Raw genomic sequence first — 17,845 nt, 5'->3', positions numbered from 1 at the left:
ATAATTATAAGAGGCGGTTATTTCGCCATTACGAGAGTCTGAGGATTACAGCCATGCCACAGATCATCTTCCTGCTGCTGATCATTGCTGCTGCGTGGTACGGCTACCGCTCGTTCAAGCGCGAGGCCACACGTGTTACGCAGCGCGTACGCCAGGCGGAAAAGGAAGCGCAGAACCGCGCAAATGGCACCCTGGTGCAGGACCCAAAGACGGGCGAATACCGCGTTAAAAACGACTAGCCCGCCCCTCGCATGTTTGCCGCATCCCTGAAGAATAAACCCGTCAGCCGCCTAGCGCCCGCCAAGATCAATCTGGCGCTGCATGTGACGGGTCGCCGTGACGACGGCTATCATCTGCTTGACATGATGGTGGTGTTTGCAGCCCATGGCGACCATATCACCATTAAAGCGTCCGAAAATGACAGCTTCACTGTCAGCGGCGCTTTTGCCAGAACCATTCCGCTCGACACCACAAATCTGGTGCTCAAAGCCCGTGATGTCTTGCGTGCGAATTTCGGGCGTGAACTGCCGCCTGTTGCGATCCATCTTGAAAAGAACCTTCCGATCGCCTCCGGCATTGGCGGCGGATCGAGCGATGCTGCGGCAACGCTTTTGGCGCTGGCAGAGTTCTGGCAGCTTGAGGTGGGTATCAATACGCTCGCACAGATCGGTCTAACACTCGGTGCCGACCTGCCCATGTGCCTGCATGGAACGGCTTTTGACACATCACTCGCCGTGCGCGGCATCGGCGATGTACTCGCGCCGGTTCATCTGCCATCGCTGCCACTGCTGCTTGTCAATGACGGCACAGCTTTATCGACACCTTCAGTATTCAGTGCGCTCAAAAACCGCGATAATGCCCCGCTCGCATCCGTACCCGCAACCGATACGGCGACATTGTGCCAATGGCTTGCATCGACCCGCAACGATCTTCTGCCCGCAGCACTTTCGCTTGCGCCACAAATTGCGCTTAATATGGAGCTGTTGCGTGAAAACAATGCGCTTTACGCACAGATGTCGGGTTCCGGGGCGACGTGTTTCGGCATTTTCGCCGATGATGAAAAAGCCGCCCGTGCTGCCACAGCCATTCATGCGCGGCATCCCGGGTGGTTCGTGATGCAAACGCGCTCTAACCCAGTAGCGCAACCGGCAAAACCACCGGTTTGAGTTTGGACGGCAGAGCATCGAAAGACACACCTGCCTCAATAAACGGGTGCAGCGCATCAAGCCGCACCAGAAGCCCGGCATCGAGTGTTGCGACCGATCCAAAGAGTTTCTTTAACAGCCCTTGATCCTCAGGCCTTGAAAATCGTGCAGCACCCGTGTGCTCCCGTATATAATCGCGCACTGGCTCTTCCCAGCCCGGTTCAAGGGTCGCGCCAGGGCACAGTAGCAAAACCCATGGTGTCCTTATCTCTCGAAGGGCTACCATAATCTCGGCGCTGCGATAAAGCGTGCAGCCCGCCCCTTCCGCGACAAGGCGCGTATCATCGCCGGACCCGCCATCGACTACCACCACGCGGCGCAGCAGACCTTCCACCACCGCAGGCACGAGGAAGGCTAGCGTGTGCGCCAGCGGCTTTTCGGAATTGAGCGTTGGAATGACCACGGTGAGCATCCGCCACGCATAGCGCATAAAACGCGCCCGGCAAAGCACGATACAAAAATGTTCTTGTTTTGTTCTGATTTTTAGGCTAGGAATAGATTCATCGAAATACCTGGACCAAGCCGACCGGACGGAACCGCATCCGGGCACCATACGTTTAAAACAAGACTATAATCGCAAGTTGCGCAGGGAAGCGACAATGGCAATTATTCAGCAGGCGGATATCATTGCTCGGGCTGACCGGGCTGCCTTTGGCGCGGGTCGTGCCGATCATGCCAATGCGTTGATCGGCGAGACGGGCCTGCGCATTGATCACGGGCGGCGGCATGGGCGTGGCGCGGGCATTAATCCGGCTGGACGCTTCGAGCCGGTGGCACGCGAAGCGTTTGACGACGGCTGGGCAACGCTTGAAGATCTACCTGCCTTCAAGACCGATGTGCAGGTGGAAAAACCGCGCACCATCATCACACGCAACGAGTCGCCTGACATCAGCTTCGACCGTTCCATCAATCCCTATCGCGGCTGCGAGCATGGCTGCATCTATTGCTTTGCGCGACCCAGCCACAGCTATATGGGGCTTTCGGCGGGGCTTGATTTCGAAGCGAGGCTGTTTGCCAAACCCGATGCGGCACGTCTTTTGGAACGCGAATTGGCCAAGCCCGGCTATCAGGCAAAAACCATTGCCATCGGCACAAATACCGATCCCTACCAGCCTATCGAGAAGAAATGGCGCATCATGCGCGAGATTCTCGAAGTACTGGAAGCGGCCAATCATCCGGTCGGCATCGTTACCAAATCGGCGCTTGTGGTGCGTGACATCGATATTCTAAGCCGCATGGCCGAGAAGGGGCTGGCCAAGGTCGCTTTGTCGGTAACGACGCTCGACGCCAATCTGGCGCGAACCATGGAGCCACGCGCCTCCACGCCAACGCTGCGGCTTCAGGCAATCCGCAAACTCAACGATGCTGGCATTCCGGCTAATGTCATGATGGGACCGGTCATTCCTGGCATCAACGATCACGAGATCGAGCGCATTCTGGATGCAGCATACGCGCAAGGCGCGCGTGAAGCAGGCTATGTACTACTTCGCCTGCCGCTGGAAGTGGCACCCTTGTTCAAGGACTGGCTACTGCGCAATTATCCCGATCGTTATCGCCACGTCATGTCGCTGGTACGCTCCATGCGCGATGGCAAGGATTATGATGCCGAATGGGGCAAGCGCATGCGCGGCACCGGGCCTTATGCCTGGCAGATCGGTCGCCGCTTCGAAATCGCCGCGCGTAAGCTGGGCATCAACACGCAGCGCAAACGCCTGCGCACCGATCTTTTCACGCCGGTTGAGAAAGGCGGCAAGCAGCTTTCCCTGTTTTAGAAAGCATCCCGAAAAGGGTGGAACCTTAGGCCACGAAAACAGTTCTTATCCGAACGCGTTGCTGCACAAACGGCTTTGCCCGTCCTACGAAACCACTTTTAACAGTTTACCGCCTGTATCCCCTGAGCAGGCGAAGAGGCCCTGCTTTCGCACCCCATCCTCTTGGCAGGGTCTTGCGGAGAATCAGAAGCAATGCGAGCATCGCCGCTCCATGAAACGCATCGCTTCTGATTCTCTCTCTCTTTTCGACATGCCGCTGCTTCCCGATTTTTCGGAAGAAACACGGCTTTTATCGCGTGGCCTCAAACATGTTGTCGGTATCGATGAAGCCGGTCGCGGCCCTCTGGCAGGACCGGTGGTCGCCGCAGCCGTTGTGCTTAACGCCAATGATCTGCCGCAGAGGTTGGATGATTCCAAACGCCTCAATGCAGCAAAACGTGAGACACTTTACGAAATCGTGCTCGCCAAGGCCATTTGTGTGTCGATTGCCAGCGTCAGTGCACGCAGAATCGATGCAACAGATATCCGCAAGGCGGCACTCGAAGCCATGCGGCTTGCTTGTAAGGGCCTGACGTTTACGCCCTGCCATGCACTGATTGACGGTCGCGATGTGCCACCAGACCTTGCCTGCCCCGGCTCGGCACTTGTGAAGGGCGATCAGCGCTCAGTGTCAATTGCCGCCGCATCCATCCTCGCCAAGGTGACGCGTGACCGCATGATGATCCGGGCTGGCCAAGTGCATGACAGCTACGGGCTTGAACTCCATGCCGGTTACGGCACGGCAAAACACCGCGCGGCCATCGAGGCAGACGGCCCTATTCCCGGCATTCACCGCTACACATTTTCACCCATCAAGGGCCGCTTTCACGCGGGCTGATCGCCCTGAAAAGACTGAACAAAGCGCGGCTGACACTTTTCCTTTTCGCCAAACAAAAACGCCGCCCTTTTGGGGCGGCGTCTGCAAATCGAATGAGAACAAGCTCAGTTCAGGTTGGACTTCACCTGTGTAAGTGCATCCTTGAACAGCTTGCCTGCCACAGCAGGATCGACCTTATCGGCAACGATCTTGCTGGCAGCTGCAATTGCCAGATCAACTGCGGAGCTGCGCACCGCATTGACCGCATCCACTTCAGCGGTTGCGATTTTCTGCTCAGCCAATTTGTTGCGACGCTCGACATACTCGTCAGTCGCACGCTTGGCGTCTTCAAGCAGCGCCTTGGCTTCGCGTTCGGCAGCAGCGACGATGTCGCCAGCTTCCTTCTCGGCTTCCTTGCGCTTGCGATGATATTCCGCCAGCAACTGCTGCGCTTCTTCGCGCAGTGTACGGGCTTCTTCCAGTTCCTTCTTGATATTGTCAGCGCGCTCGTCGAGCGACTTGCCAATCATTGCCGGAACCTTCAGATAGGCGAGAAGTGCGAGAAATATGATGAGGCCAACGAGAGCCCAGAATGTAGAATCCATTGTGCTCTCCTCAGGCGTTAGCGCCCTTGACGGCGGCTGTAACAGCGGCCTTATCGGCTTTGCTGCCCAAAAGCTGCTCGACGATGCCAGCAGTGGTTTCCTCTGCAATAGCACCAACGTCGCTCATGGCCTTGGCCTTGATGGTCGCAATGCGCTCTTCGGCTTCTTTCAGCTTTTTGTCGAGCGCTGCTTCGGCAACGCCACGTTCAGCGTCGGCTTCTGCCTTGCCTTTTTCGCGTGCAGCTTCGGCAATTGAAGCGGCCTTGGAGCGTGCTTCAGCCAGTTCCTGCTCGTATGCGATAATGGCGCTGTCAGCATCCTGCTTGAGACGGGCTGCCTGATCGAGATCCTGAGCGATACGGTCACGACGGCTTTCGATCACGCCGCCAATGCGCGGCAGAACCACCCGCGCCATAAACAGATAAAAAAGACCAAACGTGATGGCAAGCCACAGAAGCTGCGAGGCATAATGATTGGAATCGAACGGCGGGAATACGATATCTTGCTTCGCCTCCCGGGCAATTCCGGTCTCGGTGTGCACAGCATCATGTTCGCCAGCGGGCGCCGGCTGCGATTCAGTGGCGGTTTGGGCAAACGCCGTGGACACGAACATCCAGTTTTCCCCTTGGTTTATGCATGATCCCGCAAGGCTCAAACCCCGCTTAGGAAACGATCATGCAACTCAGACGTCTAATGCAAGAACCGGCCGCGTATGCAGCATTGAGGCTGCTTCGCGGCAGGTCTTATTCTGCAACCGTCGATTAAACGGCGAAGAGGAGCAGAAGCGCGATGAGCAGCGAGAAGATGCCCAGAGCTTCCGTCACGGCGAAGCCGAACACCAGACGGCCAAACTGGCTGTCAGCGGCGGACGGGTTGCGCAGTGCGCCGGAGAGATAGCTACCGAAAATATTGCCGAGGCCGAGAGCCGTACCGGCCATACCGAAACAGGCGAGACCGGCGCCGATGTACTTTGCTGCTTCCGCTTCCATGTTAAGCTCCTTCTGGATTGATAAATAAGCGCGGATTTCAGTTCTGGCGGTCGCCCGCCGGTTAGAACTCAGTGTCCCGGATGCACAGCGTCGTTGATGTACATGCAGGTGAGAACGGTAAACACGTAAGCCTGAAGAAAGGCCACGAGGAATTCGAGTGCGGTGATCGCAACCGTCATGATGAGCGGCAGGACGGCGCCGCCAATGCCGATGGGCCCGAGAGCAGCCAGCGACACGACGAAGCCCGCAAAAACCTTGAGCGTGATGTGGCCAGCCAGCATATTCGCAAAAAGACGAACGGAGAGGCTGATCGGACGCGACAGGAACGAGATGATTTCAATGGCAACAACCAGCGGCACAATGATAGCCGGCACGCCGCTTGGTACGAAGAGCTTTAGAAAGCCAAAACCATGCTTGAAGAAACCATAGACGATAACCGTACCGATAACGAGACAAGAAAGTGCAAAGGTCACGATGATCTGGCTGGTGATCGTATAGAAATAGGGGAACAGGCCTAGGAAATTGGCAACCAGCACGAAAATGAACAGCGAGAAGACGAAGGGGAAAAACTTCATACCCTTCGAGCCGGCTGAATCACGTAAGCTGGACGCCACGAATTCATAGGCCATTTCCGAAACCGACTGAAGGCGCGTCGGGATCATACCGCGACCCGAAGAGGTCAGGTATAGAAAGCCCGAAGCGACCACCACGGTTGCGACCATGAAGGCCGAGACGTTGGTGAACGAAAAGTCGACGCCGCCAACATCGATGGGAATCCACCGGTTGATATGGAACTGATGGATCGGATCGTTGGCCACCTTAACCTCGTCTGTCGTTCCTGCCCGCAGGCGTTTCAGTCTCGGGCAGAATCCCGCCCATTCACATACACTTGAACGAACTTTACCGTAAAGCCCGCCAAGCCTTATTTCCCGTCATTCTTTTCCGCGCTAGTCTTAATGCTGCCTTGATCAGCAACATACCCTGCGGAACGAAGTACATTGAGCACTCCGGCACCAAAGCCCAAAAGGAGAAAAATAATTAATCCCCAGGGTGACGTACCGGCGACGCGGTCGATAAACCAGCCAAGCAGCGCTCCGACCAAGACACCAGCGATGAATTCGCTGGAAATTTTCATGGCCTGCGCAACCGAACTGGCAGTTTCAGACCGCCCGTCCTCGGAAGCCGGAGGCTTGAGCGCGCCTTTTTTGACCAGTTCGGCCTCAAGTCGGTTCAAACGATGATCCAGCTCCCCGGAACCGGAGGTTTCACCAACATTCTTGACCGTACCGGATGGCTTTTCGGGGTCTGTCCCGCGCGCCATTGGCAACTCCTTTTCGCAAGAATGCGAGCGCATGCCCCCATTTCCAAGTTGCGCGCAACATATTGACACGTTGCGCGCTAGTCAAGGCAGTCTGTTATACGCTCCAGAAGGTTTTTTAAAGTGCAAAAACAAAGAGATAGATAATAAAGTGTCACAATGTGCGCTTTCACAGCACAAAGTGACGGCGAATCCTCCGCGATTTTGCGTCGCAAGCACGATCAGGAGCGCTACTTATCTCACAAACGCTTCACGCCTTTTGCAATGCGCACTTGTGGATTCTTCGAATTTGACATTTGAATCGCACATACCACGATCACCCTTTCAAATATCAAATTCGAAGAATCCACTAGCTCCAACCGCCGCCATAGGTGCGATAGAACACATGCAGTCCGATTTTTGTCAGTTTCTTCATGGTCGGCGCCCAGAAAGGTTTTACATACGTCGCATGATAATGCGTGGCAGAGCCGACTTCCGGCAACCATATCTGGCCGGACGAGACGGTCTTTGCCACCTGCTGCGCCATCCGCCATTGCGGTATCTCGCTGGTCCGGTGCCGCTGGCCGTCACAGGCAAAAGAAAACTGGCAGGCATTGAGCCAGTCGCGATTCTGGTAGACAACGCCGCAGATGGTGCCAGGATAGGCCGGATTGCGCACGCGGTTCAACACAACCTGCGCCACAGCCACCTGCCCCTTCACACTTTCGCCCCTAGCTTCATAATAGATAGCTTCGGCAAGGCATTTTTGTTCGCTCTTGCTAAACGCTAAAGGCGGCAACGGAGTTGCCGCCCAGCCGTGGTCCTGCTGGCTGATCGGAGGGATGAACCGCCCCTCATCCGGCCCCGGCTTCAATATGATTTCGAAAGGGGAGGTCTTTCCATAATCGGGACTAGACGGCGCATAACCGAGTGCTAGCGCATCCGGTCGCTCGTTAGTGACGAGTTTTGCCAGCTGCACCGGCATATCGTGCTTGGGCTTGGCCGGCTTGACGGCGTGGAAAACCATAGAGATATCGATCTCTTTGCCTTCCAGCTTTTTGGTGAAGGCCATACGTGCATCCGTCTTTTCGCGCGGATGGGTAATCATGCTGATCTTGTCGAACATGCTACCAGCCGTGAAAGCCTTGGCCGGGGCCTTTTGCTGGACTGAGACGATGCGGCTGGTTTTGTCTGCACGGTTGATGCGGTTTTCATCCGGATCTGGATCATCAGGGCCGAGCTTTGCAGTCTTACGCGCGCCGGAAAGCGCGACACGGCCGATACCCGGCACTTCAATACCGCTTGTAGAAACGCTCCCGGTCACAGTCGTTGCATCGACAAAGGGAATTTCCGCCTGATGCAGCGAGCCAACTGGGGCCTTGGCAACATAGGCCGTCCAGCGGTGCGTGCCGAGATCGGTCGCGGGCACGAGGCTTGCCATGTCCTGAAATGCAATGGCGTTGGAATTGAACAGAAAGGCTAGACCAGCCAGAAACAGCGGGGCGACGCGACGCGGAGTGCGGACCTGCGGACGCGGCTTTGCACGCACACCATAATAGCGCCCCTCTTCCGGGCAATAGCCCGTAACGGGATAATGCCATACCGGCTCGGCAACGGCCTTCCTTTGGCCAAACAGCGCTCGCAATGACACAAGACGCACCACACACTCCACTCGAACTGAGAAACTTAACAGGAGCGATAATGGAGTATTAACCTTGATGGATGGTTAACGCGGATGCGTTTACCCTTTGAAAATATTGATTAATTTTGAATTAACAAAGCAGATTTTCAATTGTTTTCATTGCTTTTTTCAACCAGGGACGCAAAGATCGTCAACGCCTGAAACATATCCTATTAAAGAGCAGGAAGCGGAATGCGCGCAAAATTACTCATGATCACGGCGATGCTCGGAGCTAGTGCAGTAACCTTTTCCGCGGCCCGTGCCCAGGCCCTTAACGAAAATATCGTCATCGCCGACACCCCGAAAATGACCCGCTGGGCGGCGGTTCATGTGGTGCCTGACGAGGCCGCTGGCGAGCCCTATTTCCATGTTGAAATTTTCGAACATGAAAAGGGCGCGCAGCCGTGGGCCTACAAATTCCTGTCGCGCCATATGGCAATTACCGGTGCGGCGCTTGAAAAAAGCCGTATCCGTTCCAAAGCCAAAACTTATAATTACAAGGATGTGGAATTCCGCATTCTTTACGAGTCTATGCGCGATAAACCGGTGGAGCGCGCAAAACTGCCGGTTTGCGAAACAAGCATCGATGATTGCCTCAAAAAGGCCGCCGCAGCGAAAGACTGATTGCAGACATGATCGTAAAACAAAAGCCCGGAACACTGGTTCCGGGCTTTTGCTATTTCATCCGCTCTATTTCTTCTTCTTCGCACGTCCCGCAAAAGGATTGTCCGAGGTGCGCAGAGAAAGCCTGATCGGCACGCCCGGCATGTCGAAAGTTTCGCGTAAGCCGTTGATGAGATAGCGCACATAGGATTGCGGCATCGCGTCAGGGCGCGAGCAGGACACGACAAACCCCGGAGGGCGCGTCTTGACCTGCGTCATGTATTTCACTTTCAATCTGCGGCCCGAAACGGCTGGCGGCGGATGGTGTGCGACAACGCCTTCCAGCCACCGGTTGAGCTTGCCTGTTGAAATGCGGCGGTTCCATATTTCATGCGTCGCCACCAGATTTTCCATCAGCTTGTCGAGACCCTGCCCGCGCTCCCCCGAAATCGGCACGGCGCGAAGCCCGCGCACCTGCGGCAAGAGCCGCGCCGTCTTTTCATGGAGATCGGCCAGCACCATCTGCCGGTCCTCGATCAGGTCCCATTTGTTAAAAGCGATGATCGGCGCACGACCTTCACGAATAATGAGATCGGCAATCTGCAAGTCCTGTTTTTCGAACGGAATCGTTGCATCAAGCACGATGACGACCACTTCGGCAAACCGAATGGCGCGTAGCCCATCAGCAACGGAGAGCTTTTCAAGCTTTTCCTGCACGCGCGATTTGCGCCTGAGACCGGCGGTGTCGAACAGCTTGATTTTGCGTCCGCGCCATTCCCAGTCGACCGATATCGAATCACGTGTGATGCCTGCTTCGGGTCCCGTCAGCAGACGGTCCTCGCCGAGCATGGTGTTGATCATCGTCGATTTTCCCGCATTGGGACGGCCGACAATGGCAATACGCAACGGCTTGGTCGCATCATAGGCGGGAATTTCTTCCGCATCCGGGTCTTCGATGTCGTCACCAACCAGCGCACCCACGGCTGCGGGCGTAAAAACTTCAGCCGCGGCCTCTTCTTCCCTTTCGTCTTCGAAGACGCGTTCTTCGCCCAAAAGCTCGACGATCGCATCACGCAGATCGGGCATGCCCTGCCCGTGTTCAGCCGAAATCGGGCACGGCTCACCAAGTCCAAGCTGGAAAGCGTCATACATGCCGCTTTGCGCGCCACGCGCTTCCGCCTTGTTGGCCACCAGCACCACGGGGCGGCCCGAGCGTCGAACCAGTTCTGCAAATGTGCTGTCGGTGGGGGTGATGCCCGCCTTGGCGTCGATTACGAACAGAATTGCGTCAGCCTCGGTGATAGCGGCTTCGGTCTGGGCGCGCATGCGAGCCTCCAGACTGTCATTGGCCGCCTCTTCCAGACCTGCCGTGTCAATGACCTGAAATTTCAGGTCATAAAGTTTCGCGTCGTGAATGCGCCGATCGCGAGTGACGCCGGGCAGGTCATCGACCAACGCCAGCTTGCGACCGACAAGACGGTTGAACAGGGTGGACTTGCCGACATTGGGACGCCCGACAATGGCGAGAGTAAAGCCCATGAAAGAAAACGTCTCCAGAAATTACGAGGCTTGCGCGTCGTTTACGCCGACCCCGGCGCTGCGCATAAGGTCCAGCATGGTATTGGCACGCTGACGGATATTGCCAGGCGCCTGTCCGTCATCAGCGATCTGCTCGAACAATTTTGCCGCATCGTCAAAGCGCTCGGCCTTCCAGGCGGCAAGGCCCAGTGCCTCGCGCGCACTGAAGCGCATGGCATTGCCATCAGCCGACAATGGTTCGGCGCGCTTGGCGACATCATCATAGGAACCGCTATCGACCAGCAGATATGCTGCCCGCAGGCGCGCTATATCACGCAGTGCAGCAGGCACGCCATTGTCGGAAGCCGCCGCATCGAAAGCCTTGACGGCAGCAGCAGCGTCGCCTTTTTGCGCCTGAACCGATGCGGCGCGCAGACGTGCAAGCACCGGATAAGAGCCGTAGCCGGTCTTCTCCAGATCATCAAGCGCTGCCAGCGCCTCGTCGTTCTTGCCTGCGGAGGCAAGATCAAGTGCTGCCAAAAACTCGTCGCCCGAGGCCGATGCCTTGCTCTCGGTCCAGTTCTGATATCCAACCCAGGCGGCTGTACCGATAACAAGGGCAACGGCGCCGCCGATCAGGATCGGCCCGAAATTCTGCCAGATCTGCTTGGCGCGTGCTGAACGAATTTCCTCGTTGACCTCGCGAATGAAACTGTCGTCTGCCATGAGCCTGCTTTTTCTCTCGTGCACCGAAATTGCTGTTCAATGAATATGTGTTCCGCGCTTTTAATCGTAATTCGCGCCATATGTAAGACCCGTTGAGAGAAATAAGCCAACCCTCACGGCAGAAAACGGTCTTCGCTCCGCGCTTTGCCTTATTCCGGGATGACCCGCACACCTTTGTCTTTGCCAAAAAGCTTACGGACAGCTTCATGACAACAACACTGTCATCAAAGCTTCCGATTGCTGTTACCAAACTGTCAATTGCCCGTCACCGCTGGAATTTATAGGGGCCGCATCAATTCAGGAATGACAGGATAGGTTGCCCATGCCCCTTATGCAAAGACGCAAGTTTCTTATCGCGACATCGACGCTAATCGCAGCTGGCGCAACCGCCACCCCGAAGGCATTTGCTCAAGCCAAAGCGGCGGAAACCAGCTTTCCCGGTTTGGATGCGGCTTCAAACGACGAGGCGTGGCAAAGCATTCAAGATCTTTATGAGGTCGACCGCTCTATCGCCAATCTTGAAAATGGCTATTGGGGCATCATGGCCCGCCCTGTTTTTGAGGATTATCTGGAAAACACCCGTCGGGTGAACCGCGAGAACACCATTTACGCGCGCAGCACCTTTGGCAAGGATTTTGAAGGTGTGCGCCAGGTCGTAGCAGAAGCCGTAGGCGCGGAACCTGAAGAAATTGCATTGACGCGTGGCGCTACCGAAGCGCTGCAAATCCTCATTGCCGGTTATAACAAGCTCGAGCCCGGCGATACGGTGCTTTATTCGGACCTTGATTATGATTCCATGCAATATGCCATGGCTTCACTTGAGAAGCGCCGTGGCGTGAGCGTTAAAACCTTTGCCATACCCGAACCAGCCACGCACGACAACGTGCTTGAAACCTATCGCAAGGTACTTGCTGAAACACCCAAAGCGAAGCTTCTCCTCCTCACCCACCTCTCGCATCGCACGGGGCTGGTGATGCCGATCAGCGAAATTGCCGAAATGGCGCGGGAAAAGGGCGTGGACGTGATTGTCGACGCCGCCCACTCCTGGGGGCAGATCGATTTCAACGTGCGCGATCTCAAATCGGATTTTGTCGGTTTCAACCTGCACAAATGGATCGGCGCACCGGTCGGCATGGGCTTTTTCTATATCGCCAGGGACCGGCTTGCAGATATCGACACCTATCTTGGCGACAAGGACTGGTCGCAGGACGATATCCGTGCCCGCGTGCATACCGGCACAACCAATTTTGCAGCCGCCTTGAGCGTGCCGGCCGCAATCAAGCTCCATCAGACAATCACAGCCGCTTCCAAACAGGCGCGTCTGACTTATCTACGCAATTATTGGGTGGAAAAGCTACGCGACCAAAAGGGTCTGGAAATCCTAACCCCCGATGAGCCTTCCATGCATGCGGGTATTACTTCGTTCCGCTTCACGGACAAGACAAGCAAGGAAGACAATGACGCAATCGTTTCCGAATTGCGCGATAAGCACAAAGTGCTCACCACCCGCCGCGCAGATGTGAGCCAGGGCCAGTGCATCCGTGTCAGCCCCGCGCTTTACACCACGCAGGTCGAAATGGACCAGCTGGTCGCAGCACTCAAAACCATGCTTGCCTGAACGATCAGGCTCTTTCACGCGTTGCTGAACGTCCGGCGGCAAGGCTGATCAGGCCCACCGCCACAAGCGAAAGCGCCGCAACCTGGCTGGCGAGCGTGAAAGAGCCGGTTTTCTGCGCCAGATAACCGGCCACAAGTGGGCCTGCGATCTGGCCCATGCTGAAACAGATCGTCATGCGCGCCAACGCGCGTTTTGGCGAAAGCGGTGCCAGAACACGGGCAATCTGAAGCCCGAAAGCCGTCAGCGCCATGAAAGTCGCGCCGAGAAGAAAGCCACCCAGCAACGGCCCCACGGGCGGTGCCAGCATGACACTGGCTGCAACGCCGATGGCTTCCAGAAACGCTGTTACGGCAAAGGCTGTAAAAAGGCCGAACCTTTTGCCGACCGGCGCCCACAACCAGATCGAGGGCGCAGCACTCAAGCCCGTCACCACCCAGACCGCAGCTTCCATGGAGCTGCTGCCGCCCCCCGCTCGCACAACCGCTATCAGAAAGGTCGCCGTTATCACATAACCGAAGCCGAAAATGCCGTAAGCGAGAGCGATGGCATTAAACGCAAAGCTTTTGGGCAGGGCTGGCTCACGCTTGCCATTACCATTGGAGATTGGCCCCTCGCGTATCAGAGCCAGCACAGCGATCAACATGAGCACGGTGAGTAAAGCCGCCCCGATCCATTCCGCACGCCAGCTAAGCCCTAAAAACTGAATGGCTGCGACAAGAGCCGCCGAAAGTGCGATACCGCTACCGACGCCGCCAAAATGCAACGCGCCCAAATCGGCGCGTTCATGCGCGGAAAGATGGCTCAGCACAATGGCGGTACACAGGATCATAGTGACGGCACTAATGAAACCGCCCGCAAACCGAATAGCAGCAAACAGCCACACATTATCTGTCATCGCCATGGCCGCACATAAAACCGCGCTGATCACCAGTCCGGCAATAACACTTGCGCGTTCGAGGCCCCCCGACCAGCCAAATCCTGCAACAATCGCACCCAGTAGATAGCCGATATAATTGGCCGAGGCGATGAACCCAGCATCCGCCGCATTGAACCCGACATCGCTCATCATACCAGGCAAAATGGGTGTGTAGATGAAGCGGCCAATACCCATGACAGAGGCCATCGCCAGAAAGCCGCCCAGCGCATAACGCATGGCTTTTCGATGATGATGGGAAGAGGAAAGGTCGGCTTGGGGAACAGTGTGCGTCATGCGCCGGAAAATAGACCTGACGTCAAGCATTACAATCGAATTTTTCTTGAAGCTCACATCAATCAAATGCTTCGGAGGCCGGAAACCAATCCGGCCTCCACGGATATCACGTCCGCTTTTTGACGGAATTTTCCCCAAAGATAAGTTGCTGGGCCATTGGCCTGCCGATAAACCGCTCCGGGAAAATCGGCGGCACTTCACTTGCCTCGTTGAGGCGGGTAATCTGCTCATCGCTCAACGCAATATCAAGCGCACCAAAATTGTCCTCGGCCTGTGCCACGGTTCTGGCACCGATAATGGGTGAGACGACCACAGGATTGGTTAGCGTCCAGGCAAGAGCGACCTGCGAGCGCGAAGTACCCAGCTCCTCGGCAACGGTGCCCACCACATCGGCAATAGTGAGTGAGCGCTCGCTGAGGTGGCCGGTCGAGGCAATCACGCCTTTGCGTGTAGGCGCAACATCGGCACTGTTTTCGTCGCTAAGATCGGCGCGGCTATATTTACCGGTCAGAATGCCCCCGCCAAGCGGCGACCATGGCAGGACGCCCAGTCCCATTTCACGCGCCATTGGCATGAGTTCATATTCGACCGTACGCTCCAGCAGAGAATATTCAATCTGCAAGGCAACAAAGGGCGACCAGCCACGCAGATCGGCCAGCGTCTGCATCTGCGCCACGCGCCAGGCAGGCGTGTTGCAAATTCCGACATAAAGGATCTTGCCAGCACGTACCAGATCATCCAGCGCTCGCATGACCTCTTCGGGCGAAGTCGTAAAATCCCAGGCATGCACATAAAGAAGATCGATCCGGTCGGTATCGAGCTGACGCAAACTTGTTTCGAGTGAGCGTACGAGGTTCAGGCGATGATTGCCACCGGAATTGATGTTCTGCGGATCGCGCGCCATCGTGAACTTGGTGGCAAGCACGATATGCTCACGCTTGTCCTTGATGAAACCACCCAAAATGCGCTCGGACGCGCCATTGGTATAGTTAACGGACGTGTCGATAAAATTGCCGCCGCGATCAACATAGGCATCGAAAATGCTGCGGGCCTCCCCTTCCTCGGCCCCCCAGCCCCAATCAGAGCCGAAGGTCATAGTGCCAAGCGACAAGGGTGAGACGCGTAAGCCCGAACGGCCAAGCAGGCGATGGTGGTCAAGGGAGTTGATTTGGGGCATGGAAAAGGGTCTCCAATTCAGGCGAGTTTATCGCCGTTTCTGATCCTTTCATTTGGCCCGGCTTTATGGAGGAGCGTTAGACGATTTGTCCGCAATCCTTGCATGATTGTCCGAACAGACTGGATCGCATCTTTTCGTCAGTCGCTTGACGTGCGATAAGGATGACATGAAACAGCTTGCAACGCTTACCGATATTTTAAGCCGCCATGCCCCTGAAGACGGCATCCATCGCGGTGCGCTTCCCGGCGTAACATTGTTGCGCTCATCGACACCGACAATGCCGATGCCGGTCATTTACGAACCGACGCTCTGCATCATCGCGCAGGGGCGAAAGCGCGCCATGCTTGGCGCAACCGCCTTCGTCTACGATCCGGAAAGCTATCTCATTGCATCGGTCGACCTGCCAATCATGGGGTCGGTCATCGAGGCAAGCGCCGAGCGCCCCTATCTGTGTTTACAGCTTGACCTCAATGCCGCAATGCTGGGCGAAATGACGATCCGCTATCCAGCAACCCAGCCTGATTGCGAAGCTATGGCGTCCGGGCTTGCGCTCAACCGGACAACTCCTATGCTGCTGGATGCAGCGATACGGCTGGCAGGGCTTCTGGATACACCAGAAGATATCGACGCACTTGCGCCACTCACGATCCGTGAAATTCTCTATCGTCTTCTAAGCGGTGAGAGCGGTGCCATGCTTCGACAAATGGCACAGGCAGACAGCCGACTCAACCAGATTGCCAAGGCTATTTTGTGGATAAGGGCGCATTTCCGCGAAGCTTGCACGATCGAGCAGGCGGCAGAGGTCGCATGCATGAGCCGCTCCACCTTTCATGCGCATTTCAAGGCGATCACCGCAATGAGTCCGCTTGAGTTCCGCACGCATCTGCGCATGCAGGAAGCACAACGGCTGATGGTCGGCGATGCTTTGGATGCGGCAAGCGCAGGCTTTCATGTTGGTTATGGCAGCCCATCGCAGTTCAGCCGCGACTATGCGCGTATTTTTGGATATCCACCTGCCCGCCATGCTGGTCAGTTACGGGGCGAGTATCTCCCTCTTGCGGGATAATACCCATTCTCGTCAGATCGAAACACGCGCACGTGCGCGCACCGGCACGCTGTCGGGGGTGGCTGCATGCAAAAAGTGGACAAGCGTGTCATGCACCATTTCCAGACGCCGCGCACAGTCGCGCCAGCCAAAGGGAATATCTTCTGGGCGCGGCGGAATGCGCTCCGGTTGCGTACCCTCCTCCAGAGCGCAGTTGGCAATTACGATGTTGAGCGCTTCGCCGATCCATCGCGGCGGCGGCGCTTCCCTCTTGCGCAGCGCGTTTCCGAGCGCTTCACCAAACAACAATGCGGATGCATAAAGACGTACACCGCGTCGCTCGTAGCGCCCGGCCATCTCCACGACTTCACCCGCGACAAGCCGCCCGCGCAGTGACCAGCGCGCATTGGAACGCGCCAGCGCAATACCGTCACCAAGTGCGATCACGGCGCGGTGAGCGGCAGTGAATTGCGTGATCGCATTTTGCGCTCGCGCCGGGTCCTCGTTTTCGAGCGCGAGTGCAGCCTGACGTAATTCTTTTGCCAGCCGGTCGAGAAGACCGCGTACAGCCCGATCAATCAGGCGCACTGGATCAGGCGTCAGCAAGACCTGACTGAACAAAAGCCCTACCCCCGCCCCGACCGCCACATCGAGCAAGCGTGTAACCCCGGCCACCTGCGGTCCCATCACCATAACCAGAAGAGCTGAAACGCCGGATTGAATAGCAATCGACGGCGCAAGGCCAAATGTCGTCGCCAGCACCATGGCAATGAAGGTCACGGCACTCATGTGAAGAACAGGAATGGTATCCGGCAAGAGCAGCGAAACCTCACCGATCACCACACCCGTGGTCACACCAATCATAACGCTCACCGCTTGCTTGGCGTGATTGGGCAGATTGGGTGCCAGACAAATCACGGCGGTGACCATGGCGAAGATCGGCAGGGGTTGGCCGAGCAGCCATTGCGCAATCAACCATGCAACGCCACCCGCGCAGGAAGCGACCAGCGCGTCGCGCCAGCTTACCGACCATTGCTGCACGATCTTGTTTACGCGACGATGCACGAGCTTCTCCGAAAATAAACCGTATTATAAGTAATAACGAAGCAATATATTAGAAATTCGAGCAATAGGGTTGCATGCCATTATAGTTTGAAAAATACAGCATATTGATCCGGTTTGAAACCGACCATGAATTTCCCATCCTGTTGGAGAACAGGCCTTTTGACCATAGAGGGCTGTTCCAGCATCAATACCCGCGCCTGTGTCGCATCAACATCAGTGCGTATTTCTTCGGGTAATTTGCGAAAGGTCGTACCGGCGCGGTTAAGCAATTGCTCCCATGCGATGGTTTTTAAAAAACGGTCGAGCGTTGCAGCGTCAAGCCCGTCCTTCTTGTAATCATGGAAGAGGTAATCCACACCATGATCCTCAAGCCATATGCGCGCCTTCTTCATGGTGTCGCAATTCTTGATACCGTAAATTGTCACGCTCATATCTGTCTCCTTTGATGTTGAGATCAAAGACCGGCCACGTTTGCGTT

General features: G+C 56.2%; 20 protein-coding genes. 7 read left to right on the top strand and 13 right to left on the bottom strand.

All coding sequences use genetic code 11. From position 1 onward, the window contains the following. The first annotated feature begins 53 nt into the window (after positions 1-53). A complete protein-coding gene (locus tag AAIB41_RS00650; protein ID WP_343313691.1) occupies positions 54-239 on the top strand; it encodes a hypothetical protein in 186 nt (61 codons plus the stop codon). Between the two features lie 12 nt (positions 240-251). After that, the gene (locus AAIB41_RS00645; protein ID WP_343313689.1) at positions 252-1,166 is read left to right on the top strand and encodes a 4-(cytidine 5'-diphospho)-2-C-methyl-D-erythritol kinase; all 915 of its coding nucleotides are present in this window, start codon (positions 252-254) and stop codon (positions 1,164-1,166) included. Here AAIB41_RS00645 and AAIB41_RS00640 read toward each other — a convergent pair. Then, the gene (locus tag AAIB41_RS00640; RefSeq protein ID WP_343314758.1) at positions 1,129-1,617 is read right to left on the bottom strand and encodes a glycosyltransferase family 2 protein; all 489 of its coding nucleotides are present in this window, start codon (positions 1,615-1,617) and stop codon (positions 1,129-1,131) included. The two genes, AAIB41_RS00645 and AAIB41_RS00640, sit on opposite strands and share 38 nt — an antisense overlap. A 187-nt stretch (positions 1,618-1,804) precedes the next feature. Here AAIB41_RS00640 and AAIB41_RS00635 point away from each other — a divergent pair, with 187 nt between their 5' ends. Beyond that, positions 1,805-2,977: a PA0069 family radical SAM protein gene (locus tag AAIB41_RS00635; protein ID WP_343313687.1), complete on the top strand. Its 1,173-nt coding sequence runs from the start codon at positions 1,805-1,807 to the stop codon at positions 2,975-2,977. A 211-nt stretch (positions 2,978-3,188) separates the two neighbouring features. After that, complete coding sequence (locus tag AAIB41_RS00630; protein WP_343313685.1) at positions 3,189-3,854, top strand: ribonuclease HII; 666 nt, start codon at positions 3,189-3,191, stop codon at positions 3,852-3,854. A 104-nt stretch (positions 3,855-3,958) separates the two neighbouring features. On the opposite strand, the gene AAIB41_RS00625 is transcribed toward AAIB41_RS00630, so the two are convergent. From AAIB41_RS00625 to AAIB41_RS00600, 6 genes are all read right to left on the bottom strand, one after another. Next, positions 3,959-4,438 carry a F0F1 ATP synthase subunit B gene (locus tag AAIB41_RS00625; protein WP_343313683.1) on the bottom strand — a complete coding sequence of 160 codons (480 nt, stop codon included), beginning with the start codon at positions 4,436-4,438 and terminating at the stop codon, positions 3,959-3,961. Between the two features lie 10 nt (positions 4,439-4,448). Continuing rightward, positions 4,449-5,051, bottom strand: a complete 603-nt coding sequence (locus tag AAIB41_RS00620) for a F0F1 ATP synthase subunit B (protein ID WP_343313681.1) — start codon at positions 5,049-5,051, stop codon at positions 4,449-4,451. Between the two features lie 148 nt (positions 5,052-5,199). Then, complete coding sequence (locus tag AAIB41_RS00615; RefSeq protein ID WP_007632966.1) at positions 5,200-5,427, bottom strand: F0F1 ATP synthase subunit C; 228 nt, start codon at positions 5,425-5,427, stop codon at positions 5,200-5,202. Positions 5,428-5,495: 68 nt separating this feature from the next. Next, complete coding sequence (locus AAIB41_RS00610) at positions 5,496-6,245, bottom strand: F0F1 ATP synthase subunit A (protein WP_343313673.1); 750 nt, start codon at positions 6,243-6,245, stop codon at positions 5,496-5,498. A gap of 104 nt (positions 6,246-6,349) precedes the next feature. Then, on the bottom strand, positions 6,350-6,748 hold the full coding sequence (locus AAIB41_RS00605) for an AtpZ/AtpI family protein (RefSeq protein WP_343313670.1): 399 nt from the start codon (positions 6,746-6,748) through the stop codon (positions 6,350-6,352). Positions 6,749-7,094: 346 nt separating this feature from the next. Next, positions 7,095-8,384: a cell wall hydrolase gene (locus AAIB41_RS00600; protein ID WP_343313669.1), complete on the bottom strand. Its 1,290-nt coding sequence runs from the start codon at positions 8,382-8,384 to the stop codon at positions 7,095-7,097. Between the two features lie 213 nt (positions 8,385-8,597). Between AAIB41_RS00600 and AAIB41_RS00595 the strand changes: the two genes are divergently transcribed. Next, the gene (locus AAIB41_RS00595) at positions 8,598-9,029 is read left to right on the top strand and encodes a DUF5086 family protein (protein ID WP_343313667.1); all 432 of its coding nucleotides are present in this window, start codon (positions 8,598-8,600) and stop codon (positions 9,027-9,029) included. A gap of 66 nt (positions 9,030-9,095) precedes the next feature. On the opposite strand, the gene der is transcribed toward AAIB41_RS00595, so the two are convergent. Next, positions 9,096-10,547 (bottom strand): ribosome biogenesis GTPase Der, encoded by a 1,452-nt coding sequence (der, locus tag AAIB41_RS00590; protein ID WP_343313665.1) that lies wholly within the window; start codon positions 10,545-10,547, stop codon positions 9,096-9,098. 21 nt (positions 10,548-10,568) lie between these two features. Further along, positions 10,569-11,252, bottom strand: a complete 684-nt coding sequence (locus tag AAIB41_RS00585; RefSeq protein WP_343313663.1) for a tetratricopeptide repeat protein — start codon at positions 11,250-11,252, stop codon at positions 10,569-10,571. 322 nt (positions 11,253-11,574) lie between these two features. Here AAIB41_RS00585 and AAIB41_RS00580 point away from each other — a divergent pair, with 322 nt between their 5' ends. Continuing rightward, a complete protein-coding gene (locus AAIB41_RS00580) occupies positions 11,575-12,870 on the top strand; it encodes an aminotransferase class V-fold PLP-dependent enzyme (protein ID WP_343313661.1) in 1,296 nt (431 codons plus the stop codon). A 4-nt stretch (positions 12,871-12,874) separates the two neighbouring features. Here AAIB41_RS00580 and AAIB41_RS00575 read toward each other — a convergent pair whose 3' ends face one another. Then, the gene (locus AAIB41_RS00575) at positions 12,875-14,080 is read right to left on the bottom strand and encodes a YbfB/YjiJ family MFS transporter (protein ID WP_343313659.1); all 1,206 of its coding nucleotides are present in this window, start codon (positions 14,078-14,080) and stop codon (positions 12,875-12,877) included. A 106-nt stretch (positions 14,081-14,186) separates the two neighbouring features. Next, positions 14,187-15,257, bottom strand: coding sequence for an aldo/keto reductase (locus tag AAIB41_RS00570; RefSeq protein ID WP_343313657.1), 1,071 nt, complete (start codon positions 15,255-15,257; stop codon positions 14,187-14,189). 166 nt (positions 15,258-15,423) lie between these two features. Between AAIB41_RS00570 and AAIB41_RS00565 the strand changes: the two genes are divergently transcribed. Next, positions 15,424-16,323, top strand: a complete 900-nt coding sequence (locus AAIB41_RS00565) for an AraC family transcriptional regulator (protein ID WP_343313655.1) — start codon at positions 15,424-15,426, stop codon at positions 16,321-16,323. A gap of 12 nt (positions 16,324-16,335) precedes the next feature. Here the strand turns inward: AAIB41_RS00565 and AAIB41_RS00560 are convergent, their stop codons facing one another. Both AAIB41_RS00560 and AAIB41_RS00555 read right to left on the bottom strand, forming a co-directional pair. After that, a complete protein-coding gene (locus AAIB41_RS00560; protein ID WP_343313653.1) occupies positions 16,336-17,367 on the bottom strand; it encodes an FUSC family protein in 1,032 nt (343 codons plus the stop codon). Between the two features lie 80 nt (positions 17,368-17,447). Next, positions 17,448-17,798, bottom strand: a complete 351-nt coding sequence (locus AAIB41_RS00555; RefSeq protein ID WP_343313651.1) for an ArsC family reductase — start codon at positions 17,796-17,798, stop codon at positions 17,448-17,450. Between the last annotated feature and the right edge of the window lie 47 nt (positions 17,799-17,845).

This window comes from Brucella sp. BE17 (assembly GCF_039545455.1).
Taxonomy (GTDB): Bacteria; Pseudomonadota; Alphaproteobacteria; order Rhizobiales; family Rhizobiaceae; genus Brucella.
Note: the sequence above shows the minus strand (reverse complement) of the source record. Positions and strands in the feature narration are given on the sequence as shown.

Bases quoted from the DNA above. Each gene is read 5' to 3' on its own strand.
- AAIB41_RS00650 (WP_343313691.1), top strand. From the start codon at position 54: ATGCCACAGATCATCTTCCTGCTGCTGATCATTGCTGCTGCGTGGTAC.
- AAIB41_RS00645 (WP_343313689.1), top strand. From the start codon at position 252: ATGTTTGCCGCATCCCTGAAGAATAAACCCGTCAGCCGCCTAGCGCCC.
- AAIB41_RS00640 (WP_343314758.1), bottom strand. From the start codon at position 1,617: ATGCTCACCGTGGTCATTCCAACGCTCAATTCCGAAAAGCCGCTGGCG.
- AAIB41_RS00635 (WP_343313687.1), top strand. From the start codon at position 1,805: ATGGCAATTATTCAGCAGGCGGATATCATTGCTCGGGCTGACCGGGCT.
- AAIB41_RS00630 (WP_343313685.1), top strand. From the start codon at position 3,189: ATGAAACGCATCGCTTCTGATTCTCTCTCTCTTTTCGACATGCCGCTG.
- AAIB41_RS00625 (WP_343313683.1), bottom strand. From the start codon at position 4,438: ATGGATTCTACATTCTGGGCTCTCGTTGGCCTCATCATATTTCTCGCA.
- AAIB41_RS00620 (WP_343313681.1), bottom strand. From the start codon at position 5,051: ATGTTCGTGTCCACGGCGTTTGCCCAAACCGCCACTGAATCGCAGCCG.
- AAIB41_RS00615 (WP_007632966.1), bottom strand. From the start codon at position 5,427: ATGGAAGCGGAAGCAGCAAAGTACATCGGCGCCGGTCTCGCCTGTTTC.
- AAIB41_RS00605 (WP_343313670.1), bottom strand. From the start codon at position 6,748: ATGGCGCGCGGGACAGACCCCGAAAAGCCATCCGGTACGGTCAAGAAT.
- AAIB41_RS00595 (WP_343313667.1), top strand. From the start codon at position 8,598: ATGCGCGCAAAATTACTCATGATCACGGCGATGCTCGGAGCTAGTGCA.
- der (WP_343313665.1), bottom strand. From the start codon at position 10,547: ATGGGCTTTACTCTCGCCATTGTCGGGCGTCCCAATGTCGGCAAGTCC.
- AAIB41_RS00585 (WP_343313663.1), bottom strand. From the start codon at position 11,252: ATGGCAGACGACAGTTTCATTCGCGAGGTCAACGAGGAAATTCGTTCA.
- AAIB41_RS00580 (WP_343313661.1), top strand. From the start codon at position 11,575: ATGCCCCTTATGCAAAGACGCAAGTTTCTTATCGCGACATCGACGCTA.
- AAIB41_RS00575 (WP_343313659.1), bottom strand. From the start codon at position 14,080: ATGACGCACACTGTTCCCCAAGCCGACCTTTCCTCTTCCCATCATCAT.
- AAIB41_RS00570 (WP_343313657.1), bottom strand. From the start codon at position 15,257: ATGCCCCAAATCAACTCCCTTGACCACCATCGCCTGCTTGGCCGTTCG.
- AAIB41_RS00565 (WP_343313655.1), top strand. From the start codon at position 15,424: ATGAAACAGCTTGCAACGCTTACCGATATTTTAAGCCGCCATGCCCCT.
- AAIB41_RS00555 (WP_343313651.1), bottom strand. From the start codon at position 17,798: ATGAGCGTGACAATTTACGGTATCAAGAATTGCGACACCATGAAGAAG.